Origin of the sequence: Synechococcus sp. MIT S1220 (genome assembly GCF_047303025.1) — a bacterium.
GTDB lineage: Bacteria > Cyanobacteriota > Cyanobacteriia > PCC-6307 > Cyanobiaceae > Parasynechococcus.
The window spans coordinates 20,089-40,703 of sequence record NZ_CP138939.1 but is presented as its reverse complement, the minus strand read 5'-3'; the positions used below and the strand labels follow the sequence as shown (position 1 = coordinate 40,703).

Here is a 20,615-nt window from a genome sequence, read left to right as displayed (position 1 = left end):
GTGGGCCCCAGTGATCTCGCCTTTAGGCGCTCAAGATCATCAAGGCAGTCGCTGCTCTCACATGCAACAGGCTACGTCTGATTGCACTTAACGCCAGACGCAATCGTCAGAACTGCTGTTCTTGTGCCCCGAACAATTGCTAATTGCTAGCTCGCCGATAGCAGGGATGATTTCAGACCCTGGGGAAGGATTGGTCTCAACAATCAAATCTTGTGCCTTAGTCAAGGTGAGTGGTCTTGTCTGACCCATTGCCTGAACGAGCCAACTCAAATCTTCAGTCTTCGCATGAGATGATTGAACGCCACGTTCGACTTGTTCAGTAACAGCAGCTGTCCGACTATTTTATACGTATCTTCTAAGTATTCAGTGAAAATAGTCAACATTGCTGATGCCAGGTCCAACCGTGCTTCTAAAAGGGTCAATCTGGAGAAACAACTAGCGACACTGCATACGCTCTTCCTGCTTGTCTCATCGAACCCGTTACAGAGAGTGAGCGGTTTATCTCGAGAGTGCCGTCAGCGAGCGGGACAAGGTTCGAGTTGATCCATCCGCAGCCATACATCCGGCACGGGGCGGTTCCAGCGCACATGTCCGTACTTGCCCTTCACCACCAACAGTTCACCGGGACCATCAAAGATGTAATCGGGTGGGGTGGGATCGCTGGCGTCGGCTTCAGTGCTGCCGTTGTAGGCGTCACGGTTCACCCGCACCAGGGCTCCCTTGCGCAGAGCCACGGGCTTGGCCTTCGCGGGCGCGGCGGCGTCGGTTTCAGCCATGACGGGTTGGGAACGCTGATGCAGGCTAGGACCTGCACGCCATCCTTTTCGCTCGTTTGTGGAGCAGCCCGTAGCCCTCTATTTGATGGCCTTTGGTGGCCTGCTGCTGGCAGCGGTGCTGCTCGACGACCTCGCCGATCGGATCAAACTGCCCGGCATCCTTTTGGTGCTGGCCCTGGGGCTGCTGGTTGAGAACGACATGCGGTCAGTCGGTGAACCGCTGCTCTCGCTGACCCGGGCCAACAACATCACCCAGGCAGCGTTGGTGCTGGTTCTGTTCTTCGGGGGGCTCACAACGAACTGGAGCCGCATGAAAGCGGTGGTGCAATCAGCGGCGCGTTTGGCGACGTTGGGGGTGTTGATCACCGCAGCGATGCTCACCCTGTTCGGGATCGCGATGCTGCAACTCGAGGGTGGCTGGCAGCCGGCGCTGATGGCCCAGGTTCTGTTTGTTGGCGCGATGTTCAGCAGCACCGATGCCTCGGCTGCCCTCTCGCTGCTTCGCCCCCTGGCGGGGCGGATGCCAGAGAAGGTGCTGGATCTGATCGAGATGGAATCCACCATCAACGATCCGATGGCGGTGGTGCTTGCGGGGCTCGCCCTCGCCCTTGCCGGTGGAGAAGGTTTGGCCACGGCTGAACTGGTCACCGATGTGGTGCGCCAGTTCCTGCTGGGTGGGTTGCTCGGATTTATTGGCGGCAGCGTGATCTCCCAGCTGCTGATGGGCCGCACCTCCCTCACCCGCGGCTCGATGCTGCCGGTGGTTAGCCTGGCGTTGCTGTTGGTGCTCTCCGGTGGCACCACACTGATGGGGGGTAGCCCACTGCTGGCGGCTTATGTGGCTGGGCTGGTGCTTGGTAATGGCAATGCAGCCGATCAGCGTGTTCTGGAGGAGGCCCACTCCAGTTTCGCGAAAATGGCGGAACTGATGCTCTTCCTTTGCCTTGGACTGGTGGTGGAGCCGGAGGATGTGGTGCGGGCCGGCGGCTGGGCTTTGGCGATCTTTGCCGCGATGCAGCTGGTGCGCTGGCTGATGGTGCAGCTGCTCCTGTTGAGATCAAATTTCACAGCGGGTGAACGAGGTTTTATCTGCTGGACCGGGCTGCGGGGTGCAGTGCCGATTGCCATGGCGATTCAGGCCTGGAACTCACCGGCCAGCTGGGGAAAGCTGATGCCACCGTTGGCGTTGTCGGTGGTTCTCCTGGGACTTGTCATTCAGGGATTTGCGCTGGTCCCGATTGCCCATCGGCTCGGGGTGGTGACGGAGCCGCAGGAGCCTTAGTCCTCCTAGCCTCCTCGCCGAACAGAACAGTCCAAGCGTCGATGCGCCTGCTACTTCTCGGTTGCACCGGTTTTGTCGGTCGCGAACTGATCCCCCTGCTCTTGGAGGCAGATCATCAGCTCACTGTTGTGAGCCGCCGTCTTCCGCGGGGATATGACGCTGAACGATCCGCTGGTCAGCTCACGTGGCTGCAGTTAGATCCGTCCCGCCCCCAGTCCTGGCAGGTGCCAGACCTGAAGGAGGCGGTTGAGCAGGCAGAAGGAGTGGTGAATCTCGCGGGCGAACCAATCGCTGAGAAGCGTTGGACGCCCAGTCACAGGCAACAACTCGAAAGCAGCCGGCTGGACAGCACACAATTTCTTGTCGATGCGATCAGCGCTTCGCCCACGCCCCCCGCGGTGCTCATCAACGCATCGGCGGTGGGGTACTACGGCAGCAGTGCATCGGCTCGTTTCGTTGAATCAAGCCCTGCGGGCGAGGATTTTTTGGCTTCGCTCTGCCAACGCTGGGAAACAGCAGCTGCTGCCGTACCTCCCGCAACCCGGCAGCTCACCGTGCGGATCGGGATCGTTCTTGCCGCAGACGGTGGCGCGCTCGGCAAGATGCTTCCCGTGTTCAGAACGGGCTTCGGAGGACCGATCGGCACCGGTCAGCAATGGATGAGCTGGATTCATCGCAGTGATCTCTGCGCCCTGATCCAGAAAGCCCTCGATGATCCAGCTTTGTTTGGTGTGGTCAATGCAGTGGCCCCGCAGCCGGTGACGATGGCTGATTTTTCGCGCGCTCTGGGCCGCACCCTGGGCCGCCCGAGCTTGCTGCCGGTTCCGGCTCCTGTGCTGCAGGTGATGCTCGGCGATGGTGCTCAGGTGGTGCTCGAGGGGCAACACGTTGAATCCGAGCGTCTCCAGTCGCTGGGTTTCAGCTTTCGCTACCCCGATCTGACCGCTGCCCTCGCCGCTGCCACCAGCTGAGGATTCCGCTGAGCAGGGCCGCCATGATCAGCAGGCTGATCGCAGGTGTGAACAGGGGCTGCCAGAGCTGCTGGAACAGATCCATCGGCTGATTCTGTCCTTGGGACTGGGCCATCACGGCAACCCCGAGGAATCCAGCTCCCAGAAACACCACCAGCACGTTGAGCATCAGGAGGCGATCCAGCCAGCGCTTCCAGGTTGGTTCTGTGGGGGCGGTCATCATTCAGACCCGTGCGCGACGGCGGAGATGGCATCCGCCATTCTCCGTCCACCGCCGCTGCTGCCAAGACGTCGCTGTGCCTCGATCCGGCATTGCTGCGTCAGAGCATGGTCCGTTCGGCTCCGCTCCAGCAACTGGAGGGCGAGACTGGCTGAGCGGTTGAGGTTGTCGTCGCTGCCGGCTTCTCCATCGGCGCAGAACACCGTTGGCCCCAGCAAGCGGCGCTGGGCTTCAGCGAAGGCCGCAGTGAATTGCGGACCATGCCCCGGCAGTTGCAGCACTGGGCGAGCCAGCCCCACCGCCTGCTCCGCAGCAGTGCCCGCCATGCAGATCAACAGGTCGCTGGCTTGGAGCACCGCCTGAAAGGCCCCGCGGTGAACGTGAACGCTCAGGCCTGTTGGGTGTTCGAGTTTGCTGCCTGCGAACCGCCATCCGCCACGGGCCGCCCATGCCTCCAGTTCAGGATCGCTGAGGCTGGGCACCAGGGCTAGATCCAGGCTCAAGTCCGGCGCAGCGGTTAGCCTTTCCACCACGGCCAGCAACAGTCGCAGGTTGTTCTCCAATTCTGGACGGCGGCTGCCGGGCAACAGTCCGATGCGGGATTGGGCCGGCGGCAGTGGTGGCGCCGGCTGGAGCACCGGGTCCATGAACGGATTGCCGAGGAAAACCACCGCTCGTTGCAGCTGCTTACTCAGGTCGTCTGCAGTGAGCTGATCGCGGCTGAACACAGACCGGAACCGCTGGCTCGACAGCAGGGTGCCGCAGGGCCAGGGCAGGCGCAGTCGTCCCTCGTAGTGGCTTGAGTAGGCAACCAGGTAGGTCGCCACCGGACGATGGCTCAACCAGGCGGCGATCACTGGAATCACATCCCCCACCACCACGATCAGATCGAAGCGATCGGCATGGCGTAGCAGTCGAATCAGTCGACGGAACAAGTAGAAGATTTGCCCTTGGAGCAATTCGGTGAGGCGCCCCTTCAAGCTGGTGTAGCCGATCCCCCCCGTGCTGAATTCATGGCTACGGCCAAGCAAGGGAAGCTTGGCCTGCAGGTAGGGGCGTCCTAAACCGGCTAAGGGTAGGGCCTGCACGTTATGGCCGAGGTCACGCAATTCCTTTCCCAGCAATGAGCCAGAGAGGTCTTCGCCATGACCATTGCTGAGTAACAGAATCCGGGCCATTCACCACATTGAATTGGAAGGCATCAGGAATGCCGTGGCATTGGCAACGCGGGACCAACACCTGCCCCATTCAACGTTCCGCCGGCCCACGCGTGGACGACATCAAGTGGTGTTGCTGAGCGACAACACCACTCAACCTGTTTGCGGCCATGGTCTGGTGGGCTTGGATCTGTTCTCATTCAGGCTCAGAAATGATGCTTTTAGGTCAGGACAAGACGGTTGGAACTCCGGAGACCCAGTCCTGTTTTTGCTCTTTGTGAGGAAGATGTTTTGCTCCCCTGTGATGGCGGTTTTTGTTTCAGAGATCAAGCCAGGCTTTAACTTTTTGGAGTGCTTTCCAATCCGGCTTGCGCTTCAGGCCATCCTCGATCGATGTTTGAAGATCCTTGGTCATCTCCGGCGCAAAAGCCATCACTTTCTGCACCACCTGGATTTGATCGCGCACGCCTTTTGATTGGGTTTCGAGCAGAGCCAGGCTGAGATTGATGCGCGCTTGTGGGTCCTGTCCGTTGAGCTTGACGGCGAAACGTGCGGAGCGAAGGGCGTCCTCCGGCTGATCGCACAAGAGCTGCAGCCACGAAAGGCAGGTCCACCCCGCGGACTGACGTGGAGCGGCTTCGGTGATGCTGAGAAACGTTGGAAGAATTTCCTCCGCAGCAGCTCCGGCCTGATATCGGGCCATGGCTTCGTCGAACAGATTCTCCTGGCTGGACTCCATCGAGGCTGTGGCGGGTGACGGGCCCTTCAGACTCCCATGCGGTTCAGACCGCGAAGGAGCTGCCACATCCACAGGTCTGCGTGGCGTTGGGGTTGGTGAAGTTAAATCCCCCGCCGATCAGGGCTGTACTGAAATCCAGCTGCATCCCGTAGATGTAAAGCAAGCTTTTGGGATCGCAGATCACGCGAAAACTGTTGCCTTCCGGGGTGATGTACTCATAGGTCTCGTCGTCGTCGAGGGTGTCGGTGGCCGGCACGAAATCCATGGTGTAGCTCATGCCGCTGCAGCCTCCTGATCGCACACCGACCCGGAGCACCTGGTTGTTCCCCTGTTCTCCGCAGAGTTTGGCCAGTTGTTGCATCGCCGGAGCGGTGATCAGGATCCCTTTGCCGTCCCGGGCGGTGTGCGTTGGCGCGTTCGTGGAAGTGCTGGTCATCGACGCCGCGATCATTTGGCCTCAGTTTATGAAGCCTGATTCATAGAGTCTCCCCTAGTTGGGTTCAGAAGGTGCGGGTCGCGATTGTCGGTTCCGGTCTCGCCGGCCTGTCCGCTGCGGTGGACCTTGTCGATGCCGGCCATGAAGTGAATCTCTACGAGGCCAGGCCGTTCATGGGGGGCAAGGTGGGTAGCTGGGTGGATGACGGCGGCAATCACATCGAAATGGGATTGCATGTCTTCTTCTTCAACTACGCGAACCTCTTCGCATTAATGCGCAAGGTTGGAGCGTTTGAGAACCTGCTGCCGAAGGATCACACCCACCTGTTCGTGAACCAGGGGGGAGATCTGCGTGAGTTGGATTTCCGTTTCCCGATCGGCGCACCGTTCAACGGCCTCAAGGCTTTTTTCACAACCCCCCAGCTCGGCTGGATCGACAAACTGCGCAACGCTCTTGCCCTGGGAACCAGTCCGATCGTGCGGGGCCTGGTTGATTACGAGGGAGCGATGCGAACGATCCGAGCCTTGGATTCCGTGAGTTTCAAGGACTGGTTCGTCGGCCATGGCGGCAGTCCGGAGAGCATTCGTCGCATGTGGAATCCGATTGCCTATGCCTTGGGGTTCATCGATTGCGAAGCGATCTCAGCCCGTTGCATGCTCACGATCTTCATGATGTTCGCGGCCAAGACGGAGGCCTCCAAACTCAATCTGCTGAAGGGCTCTCCCCACCGTTGGCTCACTGGCCCGATCCTCGATTACATCCAACAGCGCGGCGGCAAGCTCCATCTCCGCCATCGGGTGAAACAGGTGGACTACAGCGACGCTGACCAACCGGAAGTCACAGGGCTGCAGCTGGGTACTCCCGATGGCGATGTGCGTGTGGAGGCCGATGCCTACCTGGCAGCCTGCGACGTCCCTGGTATTCAACGGCTGCTGCCGGAAGCGTGGCGCCGCTTCCCCCAGTTCGACGCCATCCATCAACTGGAAGCGGTGCCTGTCGCCACTGTGCAATTGCGGTACGACGGCTGGGTCACGGAACTCGGGGAGGCCCATGAAGCCCGTCGTCGGGATGTGACCAATCCGGCTGGTCTCAACAATCTCCTCTACACAGCTGATGCCGATTTCAGTTGTTTTGCAGACCTGGCCTTGGCCAGTCCGGAGGATTACCGCAAGGAGGGAGAGGGATCTCTGCTCCAGTGTGTGCTTACCCCAGGAGATCCCTGGATCCCCAAATCTGTGGATGCGATCGTGGCCCACACCGATCGTCAGGTCAGGGAGCTGTTCCCCTCGGCCTCCAACCTCACCCTGATCTGGAGCAACGTGGTGAAGCTGGCCCAGTCGTTGTATCGAGAGGCCCCTGGTATGGAGCCTTACCGGCCTGCACAGCGCACACCGATTGCGAATTTCTATTTAGCTGGGAGTTACACCCGGCAGGACTACATCGATTCGATGGAGGGAGCCACGATGAGCGGGCACCTTGCGGCAGCCGCGATTCTGGATCAGCCGGCCCAGTTGGCCACAAACGCAGCGGTGGCCTGACGATGGGACGTTGGCTCGAGCACTCGGTGACGACGGAGGTGAAGGCATCCGCCGATCAGGTCTGGAAGGTCTGGAGCGATCTGGAAGCGATGCCGCGGTGGATGCGTTGGATCGAGTCCGTCAAAACCTTGGATGATCCCGATCTCACCGATTGGACCCTTGCCGCCCAGGGCTTCCGTTTCCATTGGAAGGCTCGGATCACCAGGCGCGTTGAGGCGCAACAGCTGCATTGGGAATCGGTTGGTGGACTGCCCACCAAAGGCGCTGTGCGCTTCTATCCCGACTCCCCGGATCGGACGACGGTGAAGCTCAGCGTGACCTATGAATTGCCTGGGGTCTTGGCACCATTGATGGAGCCAAGCATCCTGGGTGGAATTGTGACGAAGGAGCTTCAGGCGAACCTTGACCGTTTCCGGGACCTGGTGGAAGCCGGCGGCTGAGGCATCAGCAAGGCCACTCACCGTGCTGATGATCTTGAGCATGACTCTCTCCGGATGCGGGGGGAGCCTTCCGTTCGTCGGGGGTGAACCGGATCCTGACCTCACCCTCCCAGTGGCGGAACCGGAGCTGCCGCCGGACGCACCACCGACCAGCAGCATGGCCGTGCCGAACATCGGCCTTTCGCCTCTGCCCACCGTGGAGCAGGTTCAGGAGGCGGCTCCTGGAGGCCGTCGTGATCCCTTCGAGCCCTTGCCGATCCCTGCTGCGGAGCAGGTGGATCAGGGCCAGGACGCTCTTGGGAATGGGGAGGAACCTGCTGAACCTGGTCTGGATCCAGCCGCTGATCTGCTGCTCACCGGAGTGATGCAGGTCGGGGGTCAGGACAGGGCCTTGGTGGTGCTGCCCACCACATCGGGAGTGCTTTGCGTGAGTGCCGATGGTCGCTGTTCGCCCGATAGCAAACCGGTGTTGCCTCAGGGCTGGTCCGTCCTGGCGATTGATGTGCAGCGTGGTTGCATCAGCCTTGCGCAGGACGGCAAAGCTCAACCCCCCGTTTGCATGGCCTGAGCGCAGGCGGCAACCAGTCCGTCCAGATCGTGGGGACTGGCTTCCGCATCGATGCGTCCGAAGCAGGATTGACAGCTCCGGCTGGTTTGGGGACCGATCGAGATCAGCTTTACTGGGCGGAGCAGCTCCTCCCAAGACTCTCCAAAGCGTTTCTGCAGCAGGTGGAATGTGTGCAGGGCTGTTTTGCCACTGCTGAAGGCGATCGCATCAACCTTGCGTTCGGCAAGTGCTGCGGCAGTGGATTCAGGCATTGAGGCTGGGCATCGTGATTCGTAGGCGGCGACTTCCACCACCCGAACGCCCGCTTCTCCGAAAGCATCCGCCAGCAGGGTGCGCCCTCCGCTCTGAACTCTCGGCAGCAGGATGCGAAGGCCGTAGCCAGAGACTGGGAAATTGTCGATCAGGCTGTCTGCGACGAACTGGGGGGGCACAAAATCCGCTGCCGCCCCAAACTCCTCCAGAATCCGTGCTGTTTTGCGTCCCACCGCCGCGATCCGAAGATTGCCTGGACGATGCGCCAGGCTCCCGTTCTGCCGTTGCAGCCTCCGCTCCACAGCCTCAACGCCGTTGGCACTAGAGAACACCAGCCAGTGGAAGTTCTCGAGATCCGTGAGCGCGTCATCCAGGGGACCCCAGTGATCTGGCGGACCGATCTCCAGAGCAGGTAGGTCTAGCACCGTGGCTCCGAGTTGTTCCAGAAGCCTGCGGCCTTCGCCTTGCTGTTCGGCCGCTCGCGTCACCACGACCGTGCGATTGGCGAGTGACTCGGTCAACTGATGGGCTCCGCGTCGAGTTTGACGATCGCTTCTGCCTTGCTGCGCAACTGTTTGGCGTCCTTGGAACGCCCCTGCGCTTCGAGCAAAGCGATGGCCTGGCGGAAGCCGGCTCGGGCTCCTTCGATGTCACCACCCATCAGTAGAGCAACGGCGAAGTTCTGGTGGCATTCGGCACTGCTGGGGTCGAGGCTGAGGGCGCGTCGGTAGGCCTCGAGGGCCGCGGCGATGTCACCACGACGGCGCTTCATCAGGCCGAGGTTGTACCAGCTGAGGGCCACTTCTGGAGCCCCGGTGGTTGCGGCTTTGGTGAGGTTGATCGCTTCCTCAAGATCGCCCTGCTCCATCAGCCTGGCTGCGAGGTTGAGCTGGGCCCCAATCCTGATGCGCGGATCGAGCCTGATCGCCAGCGCGTCCCGATAGTGGGCGATGGCCTCTTGGGGATTGGACGGAGTGATTGCGAGGGCCAGGTGAACGAGCAGTTCAAAGCGTTCAGCGCCCTGCACAGGTGTGTTGCGTGCATCGGCCTGCTCAAGGCCGCGACGCAAAAGCTCAACCGCCTCGTCATGACGCCCCTCGCTGATCAGAAGTCCACCAAGCTTGGCGCTGGCGTAGGGATCCCCCGGATTGGCTTCCAGTTCGCGTTCCATGGCCTGGCGCAGCCGATCAGCCTTGTCTGTGCCGGACAACAGCTCCGGCCGGTAGCCGTCATGAATGATCGCCGGCTCCGGGCAATCGGCGATCGTCCACTGGGGCTCGACTGTCAGCAACTTCTGAACGCTGTCATCTATCATTGAGTGATAAGGCCGGCTCCAGCTGATCCCGGGATGGCGGCGGAACAGCCTGCTCACGCTTGAGTAGGGCGCCATGGCGGCCCCGACCTCATAGCGCAGCAGGTTGATCACAAGCACATCCTGCTTCTCCATCAGAGATTGCAGGTCTGGGATTACCTCGGGTCGCAGTTGTTCGTCGGCATCGAGCACCAGAACCCAGTCGCCGTTGAGATAATCGAGAGCGCGATTGCGTGCCGGGGCGAAATCACCGGGCCACTCAATCCGTTCCACGCGAGCCCCTGCCCTCTCGGCGACGGAGATCGTGCCATCGCTGGAGCCGGTGTCCACCACCACCATCTCATCGGCGAAACCCTTGACCGAGGCCAGGCAGGCTTCCAACCTGGTCGCTTCGTTGCGCACGATCATCGAGAGGCTGAGCATCGGCGGCGGCCATCAGATGGGCGAGAGGTTAGGGCGCCCCTTTGCGTCAGTCGGTGAAATCCCCTGGGGCGATTGAAGATCCAGATTTTTCCAGCAGCGCCTCCAGCACCTGTCGCTGCGCTTCTTGCATCTGGCCCGGGCTGAACGCTGCGGGGAGATGTGGCTCCAGCACCGGCTCCAGCTCCTCCCAGAGGTAGGGACTTCCGTAGATCACCAGGCCAGCCAGGCGTCCGACACGCTGCAGCTGTTGCACGGCGGCCTTCCACGGTTCCTGGCTGTCCTTCCCGCCGCGGAAGGGATTGCCGCGCAGAAACAGCTGCAGCACCACCGGCCCTTCTCCAAGTCGGTCCAGGGCCAGCGGGGCTTCAGGGTCGTCCTGCCAGGGGGAGACGCCATGGCCATGGATCACCACACTGCGATAGCCCCATTGCTCCGGCAGTTGCCGGGCTGGTGCCGTGCCCTGGAGAGCTGGGCATGGAAACACCCCATCCACGCGAATCAGGTTGATGCCGGTTGCTGCACCGATTCCTGCCGTGGAGCGGGTGGTGAGGGAGGCTTGAACCAGCTCGGCTTCCAGTTGCCGGTCGACGTTCATGCTGATCGTTGTCTCTGGCTTTGCCTGGTGTATGACGCGTTGCAGTGCTGCGCGGCGCCGTTGCAAGGCACGATCCAATCGCTCGAGGGGCAAGCGTTTCGCCTCGAAGGCCTCGCAAAGAGCGGCGATCGCGGCTTCGGCATCTGCAGGCATCAGGATCAGGTCGGCTCCGGCTTCAAACGCCAGCACAGCCGCCTCACCGGCCCCATGCCGGGCTGCAATCGCCTCCATCACCAGCGCGTCAGTCACGATCAGTCCTTGAAAGCCCAACTCCTGGCGCAGCAGGGCGGTGAGTACTGTTTTCGACAACGTTGCCGGTTGGTTTCGATCGAGCTCCGGCAGGAGGAGATGCGCCGTCATCACGCTGTCCACCCCGGCGGCGATGGCGGCGCGGAAGGGCGGCAACTCAATCTGCTCCAGCCGTTGGCGGGTGTGGGGCAGAACCGGCAGATCCAGGTGGGAATCGCTGGTTGTATCGCCATGGCCTGGGAAGTGTTTTGCGCATCCGAGCACCCCTGCGGAGGACAGTCCGCGTTGGAAGGCCGCCGCCAGTGTGCCGGCGGTGGTCGGATCTTCTCCCCAGGCGCGCACATTGATGACCGGGTTGGCCGGGTTGTTGTTCACGTCGCAAACGGGGGCGAGCACCCAGTTGAGGCCGCAACGGCGGGCCTGTTCGGCGGTGCATCGCCCATACCGCTCCGCCAGTGCAACGGCTTGATCAGGCTTCTGGTCATACAAGCGCCCAAGCGCCAGGGGCGGTACAAGCCAGCTCGCTCCTTCAAACCGCTGTCCGACGCCCTCCTCCACATCAGCGCATAGCAGGAGTGGGTGCTGAGCCCAGCGTTGGAGCTGTGCGGTGCGTTGCTGCAGTTCCGTTGCGCTGCCCCCGAGCAGGATGACCCCACCAACGCCCCTGCCAAGCAGTTGCTCCAGTGCGACGTTGCTGAGTTCCCAGCGGGGATAGCGCCGTTGCTGATCCTCAAGATGGCCGCTGGCCCTGACCACCAGCAATTCAGCCACGCGAGATCGCAGCTTGCGGTCGGGCAGGGAGTCAGTCGGGTTCAAGTGCATCACTGCTGGGGGGAATCTCCCCACGTTCCTGGCGCTCGTCTTCCAGACGGTTCAGCAACCCGAGCACGGAGGTGCCTTTCTCAATTCCCCGGTCGAGATGGAAGACCACCTCGGGAGCTCGACGCATCTGCAAGCGTCGGCCAAGTTCCCCGCGCAGGTAGCCGCTGGCGGCTCGCAGCCCCTCCAGCACCTGAAGGCGGTTGCTTTCCTCCCCGAAGATACTCACGAAAATCTTGCAGTGCTGCAGGTCTCCCGACACCTCGACGTCGGTGATGCTGACCATGCCTTGATGCACCCGATCATCTCGGATGCCATTGATCAACAGTTCGCTGGTTTCTTTGCGGATCAGGGCCGCCACCCGTTCGACTCGACGCCCCTGTGCCATCACGCCATCGGTGCTGATTGCACCATGGCACGCAGGACCAGTATCAGACTGATGGAACCGCTAATCAGTGCGCCGATCAGAGCAACAGCGGTCACGGGGTTGCTGCGCCGCTGCGCGAGCGGCTCGGCAACCGATGCCATCACACCGAGGGTGAAGGTGATCAGGTAGCGGGGGTATCGGGTGACGTTGAGAAAAAACTCCTTCATGGTCGCGGTGCTGGGGTTAGGACCGTTTTCAAAGAGTTATCCATTCTCAGGCAGCAGCCTCGATCGATGGGGATGGGTCGGTCTGGTTGTCACCGGTTTTTTTGAGCTCGCGAATGGTTGTTTTGTTTTCCAGGTACTCAGCAAGCTGCAGAAAATCAGTGCGGGGGACGCTGCGACCGAAAATTTCGTTGAAGGCAAGGCGTGGTTTGGTTCCATCAACAATATGAAAACCCCAATACAGCAAATTGTCGTTTCGTCTGATTTTGGCATCGAGAGGGTTGATGAGCTCACATTTTTTATCTTCCTTTTGATAGGAGATAATGTGCTTCTCCAATGCATTTAGAAGCAGGCGATTGCGCCGGACAAAACTTCCATCATCGTTGTAACAATTGATCAACGTCAGCATGTCTGCCTGTTGATTCATGCTGCGGATGTGGCGAAAGGTTCGGATGATTACATCACCATTTTTGGCGATACCGAGTGGGCTGAGTGTGGTGGGAACCAGGCAGTAGTCGAAGCGTCGGATGAATCGTGCCGGATTCTCATTGAGAACAGGTGAGCAGTCGCAGATCACGATTTTGATTTCAGGATATTGCTGCTCATCCCATTCCTCAGCATTCAGCACAGTGATGGTGCTGCCCGTGAACCCTTTGCGATGGGCAGGAACATACAGGGAGGCCGTCTCGTCTTCAGAACTTTGATCTTCGATGAACAACTTTCTCAGATTCCTTTCGGGATCCAGATCGACGAGGATCACGTCATAGCCCTGAAGGGCAAAGGCGCCCGCAAGATGAGCGGCGACGGTTGTTTTGCCAACGCCACCTTTACAGGTGAAGACACCGATATAGGTGATGGCTTGATCGTTGGGCCCCGCTTGCGAACAGCTCATTTCATCCGAGTCCCGCGCGTCGAGGTCGGCATTCTGAGGGTCGTAATTCCAGCGGATCCCGTACGGGGTGCAGGTGCCGAGTTTGAGGTTGCTTGGTCGCTCTGTTCTGACGTGGGTCAGGGCCGGCTTGCTGAATCCACTGGTGGAAATCAGCCAGCCGCTTGTGAAACGATCAGAGGAATCAAGGTCGAGGAATTCGCTGAATTTGCAAACCTGAGCGATATTTGTTTTTGCTTTGTGGTTCTTGACTTGTACAGCGATCGAATCTCCTTTATTGCTGATCTCGAGAGAATGCATTAAGGCGTTTTTATTGCCGGATAATTGAGTTGTTTGATATCCGAGAACTTCGCATTGCTGGGCAACATGGTGGCTGAGGCTTTCAGTATCAGCGAATTGTCCATTGCCAGGGGTGCTCATGGTGTTGGCCTTCTCGCCCCTATCTATGTCCGAGGTCAGTTTAGTGTCCAGGAGATAAGTGTCCAAGGGGCGAGCTGCTTCTGATGGTGGCTTTCGGATACTTAGCCCGATCACAACAGTGTTGGGTGATCTCGTTGTTGCCTGATCTCGGTCTCGTGTGATCTCGGGGTCGCAAAAGCTCGGTGTTGCCGTTCCGCGTTTCAGTTTTGAGCTGGTTCAGCCTTGATCAATGATGTTTTCCGCTGCTGATCAGTGCGACAAGTCTGCATTTGTTGTTGTTCATCAGGCCGACTTGACGCGCGCTGGCGAGCTCGCTCAGGCGCTGGCTACGGTGCGGATCGAAAGGAATTCTGCCTGTGCTGGAACTGCATCAATTCCGCCACTCTGCGTTCTGCCTCAAAGTTCGCATGGTGCTGCAGGCCAAGGGGCTCAGCTACCGCACGGTGGATGTCACTCCGGGGATCGGCCAGGTTGCCGTGTTTCGTCTCTCCGGTCAGAGGCAGGTGCCGGTTCTTGTTGATGGAGATACTGTTCTGGCGGATTCATCGGCGATCGCTCGCCATCTGGAAGATCGTGCTCCCGATCCGCAGTTGATTCCCTCGGACCCTCGCCTGGCAGCGCAGGTGCATTTGATTGAGGATTGGGCTGATACAACCCTGGCCGCTGCGGGCCGTGCTGCGCTTGTACAGGCTGCAGCCCTTGACGCGTCCTTGCGCGTCGCTCTGCTGCCTGAAGATCTTCCCGCACCGGTGCGTTCTGTGATGGGAGCCATTCCAGGTGGATGGGTGAATTCCGTCAGTGAACTGGTGCAACAAGGTGGACGCGCTGATCTTCTGGCGAGCCTTGAGCAGCTGGATGCATCTGTGGGAACCAGCCCATGGTTGGTGGGTGGTTCGATGTCGCTTGCTGATCTTGCCGTGGCGTCCCAACTCTCCTTGTTGCGTTTCCCACCTTCCGCCGGATCTCCTCTTGCCGGAAAGGGAATCCCCGGCTTGAGCGATCACCCTGGCCTTCAGCGCCTGTTCCAGTGGAGAGATCAGCTGGAATTGAAATTGATGGAGCGGACCCTGGAAGAAGTTTGAAGCTGTTGCTGGCCTTGGCCAGAACCATCGTGTTGGGTTTGTTGTCCGGTTATTGATTGCGTTTACGGTTTCATCAGTACGACAATATTCCGGTTCGATCAGAACAACAATCTTGATTAGTTTGATAATGATGTTGAGTGTTATTCATTTTATTTTTGCCAGGTTTTTGCCTCTTGGTTATCTTGCTTAAAAGGCGATAATCGCAGCCTGTAATGATGAGAATAGAGGGCTTTGTTGCGAAGATCCTCTCCAGGGGGGGCATAGCTTGCTTGCCATTGTTCAGCGCAGATGTCGGTTCCACAACGTTCATATCGGCTGAGCGTTTCGATGCGACTCAGGCGTGGTGGCCCAGGGCCACGCATGATCTGCAAAACAAGTTCGTCGGCGAGAAAGCTTCCGTTCCCATGGTTTTCCTGACGACGACCGGTAACGCTTGTTTCCAGGCGTTGGTCATTACGAAATTGCGCCATCTGGCGGTTGGCGGAGGAGGGGTCGGTTTCAACCCGCAGCAGCTGGTCGCCGAGGAGAGCCAGCCCGATCGAAGTCGCATTGAAGCTGCGGTCTCCAACCAAGCGTCCGTTCGCATCCCGATGGAAACGCGCCTGATGCGTCAAGGGTTGATCGTCAGGAGTATCGAGATCGATGCTCTCCAGGTCCCATAAGCCTTCGAACCAGTCGGGATAGATCAGATCGTCGTGGGTTGCGGGTCTCGGCAATGGTCCAGGCAGTTGCCACTCCGGCCAGCTGGTGAGGCGTTGCTCCAGGGGCGTGGGCTTGGCGGCCCAGCTTGTTCCTGCGCTCAGCAGGATGGAGGCGACCATCAGCAGCAACAGCAGCACGCGCACCATGTCTGACCCTTTAATCCGTGCTTGCGACGACTACGTGGTGTTAGAGCCCGGCAAGCCGGAACAGCTCCTGAACGCCGCCGACACCCTGACATGGCTTAGCCACTGGTTGCGGACCATGGAGTGCCTGCCCGCTGATCTTCAGGATCTGCCGGATGTTGAATCCGCAGCGCAGCGATTGCTGGACACGGCCTGTGATCTTGAGCTCAGTCCAGGCGTGTCGCTGCAGTGGTTTGCCATCCGCCTCGAACCTCCGGCCTGACCGTTCAGCTCAGTCTTTCCGTCGTTGGGTTGGATCCTGAAGCACTTGCGGCAACAACTGCAAGATTCCGTCGGCGACGGTATCAGGTGTCTCGTCGTTGATCACAACGGTGAGATCCGCTTCGGCATAGAGGGGCCTGCGCTGATTCAGCAGGGTCTCCAGTTCCGCCTCTGGATCCGGAGCCATGAGCAGGGGGCGGACGGTTCCGTCTGCTTTTAAGCGCTTCAACAGCGCGTCTTGCATCACGTCCAGCCAGACAACGATGCCGCTGTGCAGGAGGCCCCAGTTTTCCGGCTGTGTGACCACACCGCCTCCCGTGGCGACCACCAGCGAATGACGCTGGCTGATCGCGTTGAGAACCTGGGATTCAAGGGCGCGAAAACCAGGCTCGCCGTCTTTTTCGAAGATCTCTGGAATCGTGCAGCCCGCGGCCTGCTCCACCACCGCATCGGCATCGACGAAGCCATAGCCAAGCCGTTCAGCGAGAGGTCGTCCCGTGCTTGTTTTTCCGCTGCCCATCATTCCAACCAGATAAACGCTGCGACCTGACAGGCGCTGTTTCAGCGAGGGACGGGAATCCTGCATCACTCGATGGCGGCACTAGCTCATTAGGATGCCTGCCGGCCGGAACGTCACATGACTGAAATGAAGTCGATTGCACCGCACGGCCTCGGGCGTGGCTGTGTCATTACACGCCGTGCCTGCTTCAGTGCCAGTCATCGCTACTGGCTGCCTGAACTCTCCGCTGACGACAACGCTGCTCGATTCGGGCCCTGTGCCCTCGCCCCTGGTCATGGACACAATTACGAGTTGATTGTCTCGATGGCGGGTGAGCTGGATTCCGATGGCATGGTGTTGAACCTTTCTGAGGTCAAGCACGCCATTCGCCATGAGGTCACCGGACAGCTGGACTTCCGCTTCCTTAATGAAGCCTGGCCCGAATTTGACGTTTCCACCCCATCAGGCTGCCTGCCAACCACCGAAGCCATTCTTCGGGTGATCTGGCAGCGTCTGAGCCCGCACCTGCCGATTACGGCCCTGCGGCTTTATGAACAACCAGGCCTCTGGGCCGACTACCTCGGACATCCCATGGACGCCTACCTCACGATTCGCACCCATTTCGCGGCAGCCCACCGTTTGGCTCGCCCGGAGTTGTCTCAGGAAGAGAACGAAGCGATCTACGGCAAGTGCGCCAGACCCCATGGTCACGGCCACAACTATCTGGTTGATGTCACGGTCCGCGGGCCGATCGATCCACGCACCGGAATGGTCTGTGATCTTTCTGCGCTACAGCGTCTTGTTGATGACCTGGTGGTCGAACCCTTCGATCACACCTTCCTCAACAAGGACGTTCCCTTCTTTGCCGACTGCGTGCCCACAGCGGAGAACATCGCTCTGCATATCGCTGATCGCCTCACCACACCGATCAAGGCGATCGGCGCCCATCTGCACAAGGTGCGGTTGCAGGAGAGCCCAAACAACGCTGCGGAGGTTTACGCCGAAACGCCACAGCTCGAGATGGTTCCTGCATCACTGGAAACTGCAGCAGCAGTCTGATCCGTTCAAAGAGCGCCATGGCCCAGGAGTTGCGGTTGGTGTTGGCCACCAGCCTCGACGGTCGCTTGGCTCCTCCATCTGGTGGAGTAGCTCAGCTCGGCGGTGCTGGAGATCGGCGCGTCCTCGAAGAGGCATTGGCCTGGGCCGATGCGGCCCTGATTGGAGCGGCAACACTTCGCGCCCACCGTTGCACCTGCCTGATCCGCGATCTGTCCTTGCTGGACCAACGTGCCCAACAGGGGCGATCGGCACAGCCTGATGCGGTTGTCGTGAGCCGCCAGAGCAGCTTTCCATCCGATTGGCTGTTTTTTCAGCAACCGCTGCAGCGTGTGCTGCTTGGACCCAAGCCAGCCCTGTCTGGTTTCGAGGGCTGGGTCGAGCAGGGCATCTCATGGCCCCTGTCTCTGGCGCGTCTGCATCAGCACGGCTACACAAAAGTGGTTGTGCTCGGTGGTGCCCAGCTGACAACGTCACTCCTGGCAGAGGATTGCATTGATGAATTGCAGCTCACCCTGACGCCGCGCCTGTTGGGGGGGGGGCACAGCTGGATTGCGTTTGAGTCCCCCCTGTCGAGCAGCCTTCCTTCAGCCCTGGCCGACTCCCAGGCTTGGGCATTGCGCGAATCGAGGCCCCTTGGTGGTGATGAACTCCTGGTGCGTTATCGACGACGACGTCGCCTTGGAGATGTCTGAGAATCCCCCAATAGGGGGATTCTCAGCCTGTTCAATGTCACTAACGTTGAAACCAACGCACATTCGGTTTGACGATGGGACGCAAGAGCAAGAGAAAAATCCGTGGCACATCGGGTAGCGATGAGCTCACCGGCACCAAGCGAAAAAACCTGATCTGGGGTTACGAGGGAGACGACCGCATCGAGAGCGGTGAGGGCAAAGACAAGGTCTGGGGCGGTGAAGGAGACGACACCATCGTCACCGTTGATGGTGGCAAGGGTCATGTGAAGGTGATGGATATGCAGATCGGCGACAAGATCGAGTTCTGTGGTTGTGCCTCCACCGTGATCGAAATGAAGGGCGATGATGCCTGGATCAAGAAGGGCGACGACGTCAAAGCTGTTGTGAAAGGTGTCGACGCGGACCTGCTGTCTCTTGACTTCGCCAATCGCGAGATTGTGATGATCAGCGACTCTGTGGTCTGAGCAGGGGGAGCAAAAACTGCTCGATTGTTGTGCTGTTCAACCCGATCAGCCACTGCCTGCAGCGGCTGATCACAATCTCACTGTCATCTCCAAGACAACTGGACAGCAGTTCGGTGAGTCACCCCAGCACGCTCCCTGTTTTGCTGGCTTCCTCCACAAAGCATTCATTCGCCGGCTCCGTCCGGCACCAGCAGGTTGTTTCGATCAAGGGGCGGATCGAAACAGCTCTTTGGCGGATCAGTCGGCTGCATTCCTGCTCCAGTTGCGGCTTGATCCTGGGTTTGATTGCATTCAGCATTGTCCGTAACAGCCCGGCGTGCACGGGAGTGGAGATCAACACCAGGCTTCCACCCAGCACGGTCGCGATCGCTGCCCTGCCTGCATCCAGCTGCTGGTTAAGGTCTGAACCTGTTCCGCCCGCGGTGTTGCTGCCATGACTCCGCTTACGGTGCGCTGGCATCAGTCGATCCGCGAGATCCCTGAGGAGCACTGGCAAGCGCTGGTGGGTGAGCAGGCCATCCCCTTTTATCGCTGGGGTTGGCTTGATGCATTGGAGCGATCGCGGAGCATTGTTCCGGAGCAGGGTTGGCAACCGTTCCATTTGGCGCTCTGGAGAGATGACATTCCCGTGGCCGTGGCGCCTCTTTATCTAAAGGGTCACAGTTACGGGGAGTTCGTTTTTGATCAGAGTTTCGCGCGGCTCGCTGCCGACCTCGGCATGCGCTACTACCCGAAACTGCTGGGGATGAGCCCAGTCAGCCCGGTGTTGGGGTATCGCTTCCACGTGCGTGATGGAGAGGATGGCGGCCAGCTCACGGCGGAGCTGTTGCGAGCGATTGATGCCTTCTGCGCCCAACACAGAATCCTGAGCTGCAATTTTCTGTACGTCGATTCGGAGTGGCAACCATTGGCCGAGGCGGCGGGATGTGCGGCATGGCTCAACCAACAAAGCCTCTGGAGGCGGGGGGGAGCCTGTTCCTTTGATGATTATTTGAGGGGATTCAATGCCAACCAGCGGCGCAACATCAAACGGGAGCGCAAAGCGGTGCAGAAGGCGGGTCTCAGCATCACGGCTTTAACGGGTGATCAGCTCGATCTGCAGCTGATGCAGCAGATGCATGCTTTTTACGAGCAGCACTGCGCGCGATGGGGAGCATGGGGCAGCAAATATCTCGAGGAGGCCTTCTTTGAGGCTTTAGCTGATGCCTACCGCGATCAGGTGGTGCTGTTTTCAGCGCATCGGGGTGATCCGAGGGAGCCGGTGGCGATGTCGATGTGTGTGCAGGATGGTCAGCGGCTCTGGGGGCGTTACTGGGGGAGTAAGGAGGAGATTGATTGCCTCCATTTCGAGGTTTGTTACTACGCACCGATCGAATGGGCGATCAGGCGAGGAATCGACAGCTTTGACCCTGGGGCAGGCGGCAGCCATAAACGCCGCAGGGGGTTTGTGGCCAAGCCTTGCGCCAGCCTGCATCGCTGGTATGAGCCACAGATGGATGCTTTGATCCGCGCCTGGTTACCGCATGTGAATCGGCTCACGTTGCAGGAGATCGAGGCGATCAACGCCGACCTGCCGTTTAAGGCGGACGCGCCGGAGCTGAGTTTGTAGGTTGAAAAGATGATCAAGACCCCTGAAGCTCCCGCCAGCCGCGCTGCGGAAATCGATGCACTGGATGAGCGCCTCTCCAAGCGCTTTATTGCCCTGGATCCCAGCGGTTATTTCCTAATCAAGCTGGATGCTGAGGCGGGTGAACTGGTGTTGGAGCACTTCGGCAACACCATTGATGAGAAGGGCCTGGCCCGTGATTCAGACACCGGCGAAGTGCTGAGCTGCAAAAAAGGCGGCCATGGCCCTCGCGCAGCTTCAGCCGTGTATCGCGGTCGTAGCGCCAAGGAGATCGGGATTCAACTCACCGAAGGTGAAGGCCCCCATCCGCTGAGCCGTCTGGATCATGCCCTCTATCTCGGAAGAGAGTTGCAGAAAGCCGAGCAGTGTTTAAGAGAGGGGAGCGTCTATGAGCAGGATTAACGCAACT

26 protein-coding genes are annotated in these 20,615 nt (G+C 59.7%); 12 read left to right on the top strand and 14 right to left on the bottom strand.

Annotated elements, in window-relative coordinates; all coding sequences use genetic code 11:
• Window positions 1–515: 515 nt before the first annotated feature.
• A complete protein-coding gene (locus SIB64_RS00215) occupies window positions 516–776 on the bottom strand; it encodes an NAD(P)H-quinone oxidoreductase subunit O (protein ID WP_413441355.1) in 261 nt (86 codons plus the stop codon).
• Window positions 777–834: 58 nt separating this feature from the next.
• On the opposite strand from SIB64_RS00215, the gene SIB64_RS00210 reads away from it, so the two are divergent.
• On the top strand, window positions 835–2,058 hold the full coding sequence (locus SIB64_RS00210) for a cation:proton antiporter (protein WP_413441354.1): 1,224 nt from the start codon (window positions 835–837) through the stop codon (window positions 2,056–2,058).
• 41 nt (window positions 2,059–2,099) lie between these two features.
• Complete coding sequence (locus SIB64_RS00205) at window positions 2,100–3,029, top strand: TIGR01777 family oxidoreductase (protein WP_413441353.1); 930 nt, start codon at window positions 2,100–2,102, stop codon at window positions 3,027–3,029.
• Here the strand turns inward: SIB64_RS00205 and SIB64_RS00200 are convergent.
• The 4 genes from SIB64_RS00200 to SIB64_RS00185 all read right to left on the bottom strand — a co-directional run bounded on the left by SIB64_RS00200 (window position 2,977) and on the right by SIB64_RS00185 (window position 5,581).
• Complete coding sequence (locus SIB64_RS00200; protein ID WP_413442790.1) at window positions 2,977–3,249, bottom strand: hypothetical protein; 273 nt, start codon at window positions 3,247–3,249, stop codon at window positions 2,977–2,979. The genes SIB64_RS00205 and SIB64_RS00200 overlap by 53 nt on opposite strands.
• Window positions 3,249–4,427, bottom strand: a complete 1,179-nt coding sequence (locus SIB64_RS00195; RefSeq protein ID WP_413441352.1) for a lipid-A-disaccharide synthase-related protein — start codon at window positions 4,425–4,427, stop codon at window positions 3,249–3,251. The genes SIB64_RS00200 and SIB64_RS00195 overlap by 1 nt, the downstream gene beginning before the upstream one ends.
• Window positions 4,428–4,725: 298 nt before the next feature.
• A complete protein-coding gene (locus SIB64_RS00190) occupies window positions 4,726–5,145 on the bottom strand; it encodes a hypothetical protein (protein WP_413441351.1) in 420 nt (139 codons plus the stop codon).
• Window positions 5,146–5,188: 43 nt separating this feature from the next.
• The gene (locus tag SIB64_RS00185) at window positions 5,189–5,581 is read right to left on the bottom strand and encodes a HesB/IscA family protein (protein WP_413441350.1); all 393 of its coding nucleotides are present in this window, start codon (window positions 5,579–5,581) and stop codon (window positions 5,189–5,191) included.
• Between the two features lie 71 nt (window positions 5,582–5,652).
• Between SIB64_RS00185 and zds the strand changes: the two genes are divergently transcribed.
• From zds to SIB64_RS00170, 3 genes are read left to right on the top strand one after another with little or no spacing between them, the layout of a single operon-like run.
• Window positions 5,653–7,119, top strand: coding sequence for a 9,9'-di-cis-zeta-carotene desaturase (gene zds, locus SIB64_RS00180; protein ID WP_413441349.1), 1,467 nt, complete (start codon window positions 5,653–5,655; stop codon window positions 7,117–7,119).
• Between the two features lie 2 nt (window positions 7,120–7,121).
• Window positions 7,122–7,559, top strand: coding sequence for an SRPBCC family protein (locus tag SIB64_RS00175; RefSeq protein ID WP_413441348.1), 438 nt, complete (start codon window positions 7,122–7,124; stop codon window positions 7,557–7,559).
• On the top strand, window positions 7,522–8,127 hold the full coding sequence (locus tag SIB64_RS00170) for a hypothetical protein (RefSeq protein ID WP_413441347.1): 606 nt from the start codon (window positions 7,522–7,524) through the stop codon (window positions 8,125–8,127). Before SIB64_RS00175 ends, SIB64_RS00170 begins: the two co-directional genes overlap by 38 nt.
• Here the strand turns inward: SIB64_RS00170 and SIB64_RS00165 are convergent.
• From SIB64_RS00165 to SIB64_RS00140, 6 genes are read right to left on the bottom strand one after another with little or no spacing between them, the layout of a single operon-like run.
• Complete coding sequence (locus SIB64_RS00165) at window positions 8,103–8,900, bottom strand: uroporphyrinogen-III synthase (RefSeq protein WP_413441346.1); 798 nt, start codon at window positions 8,898–8,900, stop codon at window positions 8,103–8,105. The genes SIB64_RS00170 and SIB64_RS00165 overlap by 25 nt on opposite strands.
• Window positions 8,897–10,114, bottom strand: a complete 1,218-nt coding sequence (locus tag SIB64_RS00160) for a glycosyltransferase (RefSeq protein WP_413441345.1) — start codon at window positions 10,112–10,114, stop codon at window positions 8,897–8,899. Before SIB64_RS00160 ends, SIB64_RS00165 begins: the two co-directional genes overlap by 4 nt.
• Before the next feature lie 46 nt (window positions 10,115–10,160).
• Window positions 10,161–11,780: a glycoside hydrolase family 3 N-terminal domain-containing protein gene (locus SIB64_RS00155; RefSeq protein ID WP_413441344.1), complete on the bottom strand. Its 1,620-nt coding sequence runs from the start codon at window positions 11,778–11,780 to the stop codon at window positions 10,161–10,163.
• Window positions 11,761–12,165, bottom strand: a complete 405-nt coding sequence (gene rbfA, locus SIB64_RS00150; protein ID WP_413441343.1) for a 30S ribosome-binding factor RbfA — start codon at window positions 12,163–12,165, stop codon at window positions 11,761–11,763. The genes SIB64_RS00155 and rbfA overlap by 20 nt, the downstream gene beginning before the upstream one ends.
• Window positions 12,165–12,371 (bottom strand): DUF751 family protein, encoded by a 207-nt coding sequence (locus SIB64_RS00145; protein ID WP_413441342.1) that lies wholly within the window; start codon window positions 12,369–12,371, stop codon window positions 12,165–12,167. The genes rbfA and SIB64_RS00145 overlap by 1 nt, the downstream gene beginning before the upstream one ends.
• Window positions 12,372–12,417: 46 nt before the next feature.
• Window positions 12,418–13,677: a ParA family protein gene (locus SIB64_RS00140; protein ID WP_413441341.1), complete on the bottom strand. Its 1,260-nt coding sequence runs from the start codon at window positions 13,675–13,677 to the stop codon at window positions 12,418–12,420.
• A gap of 356 nt (window positions 13,678–14,033) precedes the next feature.
• Here SIB64_RS00140 and SIB64_RS00135 point away from each other — a divergent pair, with 356 nt between their 5' ends.
• A complete protein-coding gene (locus tag SIB64_RS00135) occupies window positions 14,034–14,759 on the top strand; it encodes a glutathione S-transferase family protein (RefSeq protein WP_413441340.1) in 726 nt (241 codons plus the stop codon).
• 149 nt (window positions 14,760–14,908) lie between these two features.
• Here SIB64_RS00135 and SIB64_RS00130 read toward each other — a convergent pair whose 3' ends face one another.
• Window positions 14,909–15,607, bottom strand: a complete 699-nt coding sequence (locus SIB64_RS00130; RefSeq protein WP_413441339.1) for a DUF6816 family protein — start codon at window positions 15,605–15,607, stop codon at window positions 14,909–14,911.
• On the opposite strand from SIB64_RS00130, the gene SIB64_RS00125 reads away from it, so the two are divergent.
• Window positions 15,606–15,866 (top strand): chlororespiratory reduction protein 7, encoded by a 261-nt coding sequence (locus SIB64_RS00125; protein ID WP_413441338.1) that lies wholly within the window; start codon window positions 15,606–15,608, stop codon window positions 15,864–15,866. The two genes, SIB64_RS00130 and SIB64_RS00125, sit on opposite strands and share 2 nt — an antisense overlap.
• 9 nt (window positions 15,867–15,875) lie before the next feature.
• Here SIB64_RS00125 and SIB64_RS00120 read toward each other — a convergent pair whose 3' ends face one another.
• Window positions 15,876–16,451 (bottom strand): shikimate kinase, encoded by a 576-nt coding sequence (locus SIB64_RS00120; RefSeq protein ID WP_413441337.1) that lies wholly within the window; start codon window positions 16,449–16,451, stop codon window positions 15,876–15,878.
• A gap of 51 nt (window positions 16,452–16,502) precedes the next feature.
• Between SIB64_RS00120 and SIB64_RS00115 the strand changes: the two genes are divergently transcribed.
• The 3 genes from SIB64_RS00115 (at window position 16,503) to SIB64_RS00105 (ending at window position 18,579) form a co-directional block, all read left to right on the top strand.
• Window positions 16,503–17,423, top strand: a complete 921-nt coding sequence (locus tag SIB64_RS00115) for a 6-carboxytetrahydropterin synthase (RefSeq protein ID WP_413441336.1) — start codon at window positions 16,503–16,505, stop codon at window positions 17,421–17,423.
• A 17-nt stretch (window positions 17,424–17,440) separates the two neighbouring features.
• Complete coding sequence (locus SIB64_RS00110) at window positions 17,441–18,115, top strand: RibD family protein (protein WP_413441335.1); 675 nt, start codon at window positions 17,441–17,443, stop codon at window positions 18,113–18,115.
• A 74-nt stretch (window positions 18,116–18,189) separates the two neighbouring features.
• Complete coding sequence (locus tag SIB64_RS00105; protein ID WP_413441334.1) at window positions 18,190–18,579, top strand: hypothetical protein; 390 nt, start codon at window positions 18,190–18,192, stop codon at window positions 18,577–18,579.
• A 118-nt stretch (window positions 18,580–18,697) separates the two neighbouring features.
• Here the strand turns inward: SIB64_RS00105 and SIB64_RS00100 are convergent, their stop codons facing one another.
• Window positions 18,698–19,039: a hypothetical protein gene (locus tag SIB64_RS00100; RefSeq protein ID WP_413441333.1), complete on the bottom strand. Its 342-nt coding sequence runs from the start codon at window positions 19,037–19,039 to the stop codon at window positions 18,698–18,700.
• Here SIB64_RS00100 and SIB64_RS00095 point away from each other — a divergent pair.
• Together SIB64_RS00095 and SIB64_RS00090 are read left to right on the top strand one after the other, a co-directional pair.
• Entirely contained in the window at window positions 19,013–20,188 is a 1,176-nt protein-coding gene (locus tag SIB64_RS00095; RefSeq protein WP_413441332.1) for a GNAT family N-acetyltransferase, read from the top strand. The genes SIB64_RS00100 and SIB64_RS00095 overlap by 27 nt on opposite strands.
• A 9-nt stretch (window positions 20,189–20,197) precedes the next feature.
• On the top strand, window positions 20,198–20,608 hold the full coding sequence (locus tag SIB64_RS00090) for a DUF4346 domain-containing protein (protein WP_413441331.1): 411 nt from the start codon (window positions 20,198–20,200) through the stop codon (window positions 20,606–20,608).
• Window positions 20,609–20,615 lie beyond the last annotated feature (7 nt).

Excerpts from the sequence above, each read along its gene's own strand:
- SIB64_RS00215 (WP_413441355.1), bottom strand. The coding sequence starts at position 776 with ATGGCTGAAACCGACGCCGCCGCGCCCGCGAAGGCCAAGCCCGTGGCT.
- rbfA (WP_413441343.1), bottom strand. The coding sequence starts at position 12,165 with ATGGCACAGGGGCGTCGAGTCGAACGGGTGGCGGCCCTGATCCGCAAA.
- SIB64_RS00110 (WP_413441335.1), top strand. The coding sequence starts at position 17,441 with ATGGCCCAGGAGTTGCGGTTGGTGTTGGCCACCAGCCTCGACGGTCGC.
- SIB64_RS00100 (WP_413441333.1), bottom strand. The coding sequence starts at position 19,039 with ATGCCAGCGCACCGTAAGCGGAGTCATGGCAGCAACACCGCGGGCGGA.
- SIB64_RS00205 (WP_413441353.1), top strand. The coding sequence starts at position 2,100 with ATGCGCCTGCTACTTCTCGGTTGCACCGGTTTTGTCGGTCGCGAACTG.
- SIB64_RS00120 (WP_413441337.1), bottom strand. The coding sequence starts at position 16,451 with ATGCAGGATTCCCGTCCCTCGCTGAAACAGCGCCTGTCAGGTCGCAGC.
- SIB64_RS00190 (WP_413441351.1), bottom strand. The coding sequence starts at position 5,145 with ATGGAGTCCAGCCAGGAGAATCTGTTCGACGAAGCCATGGCCCGATAT.
- SIB64_RS00160 (WP_413441345.1), bottom strand. The coding sequence starts at position 10,114 with ATGCTCAGCCTCTCGATGATCGTGCGCAACGAAGCGACCAGGTTGGAA.
- SIB64_RS00200 (WP_413442790.1), bottom strand. The coding sequence starts at position 3,249 with ATGACCGCCCCCACAGAACCAACCTGGAAGCGCTGGCTGGATCGCCTC.
- SIB64_RS00140 (WP_413441341.1), bottom strand. The coding sequence starts at position 13,677 with ATGAGCACCCCTGGCAATGGACAATTCGCTGATACTGAAAGCCTCAGC.
- SIB64_RS00105 (WP_413441334.1), top strand. The coding sequence starts at position 18,190 with ATGGGACGCAAGAGCAAGAGAAAAATCCGTGGCACATCGGGTAGCGAT.
- SIB64_RS00145 (WP_413441342.1), bottom strand. The coding sequence starts at position 12,371 with ATGAAGGAGTTTTTTCTCAACGTCACCCGATACCCCCGCTACCTGATC.
- SIB64_RS00130 (WP_413441339.1), bottom strand. The coding sequence starts at position 15,607 with ATGGTGCGCGTGCTGCTGTTGCTGCTGATGGTCGCCTCCATCCTGCTG.
- SIB64_RS00090 (WP_413441331.1), top strand. The coding sequence starts at position 20,198 with ATGATCAAGACCCCTGAAGCTCCCGCCAGCCGCGCTGCGGAAATCGAT.
- SIB64_RS00155 (WP_413441344.1), bottom strand. The coding sequence starts at position 11,780 with ATGCACTTGAACCCGACTGACTCCCTGCCCGACCGCAAGCTGCGATCT.
- SIB64_RS00115 (WP_413441336.1), top strand. The coding sequence starts at position 16,503 with ATGACTGAAATGAAGTCGATTGCACCGCACGGCCTCGGGCGTGGCTGT.
- SIB64_RS00175 (WP_413441348.1), top strand. The coding sequence starts at position 7,122 with ATGGGACGTTGGCTCGAGCACTCGGTGACGACGGAGGTGAAGGCATCC.
- SIB64_RS00125 (WP_413441338.1), top strand. The coding sequence starts at position 15,606 with ATGTCTGACCCTTTAATCCGTGCTTGCGACGACTACGTGGTGTTAGAG.
- SIB64_RS00195 (WP_413441352.1), bottom strand. The coding sequence starts at position 4,427 with ATGGCCCGGATTCTGTTACTCAGCAATGGTCATGGCGAAGACCTCTCT.
- SIB64_RS00185 (WP_413441350.1), bottom strand. The coding sequence starts at position 5,581 with ATGACCAGCACTTCCACGAACGCGCCAACGCACACCGCCCGGGACGGC.
- SIB64_RS00095 (WP_413441332.1), top strand. The coding sequence starts at position 19,013 with ATGACTCCGCTTACGGTGCGCTGGCATCAGTCGATCCGCGAGATCCCT.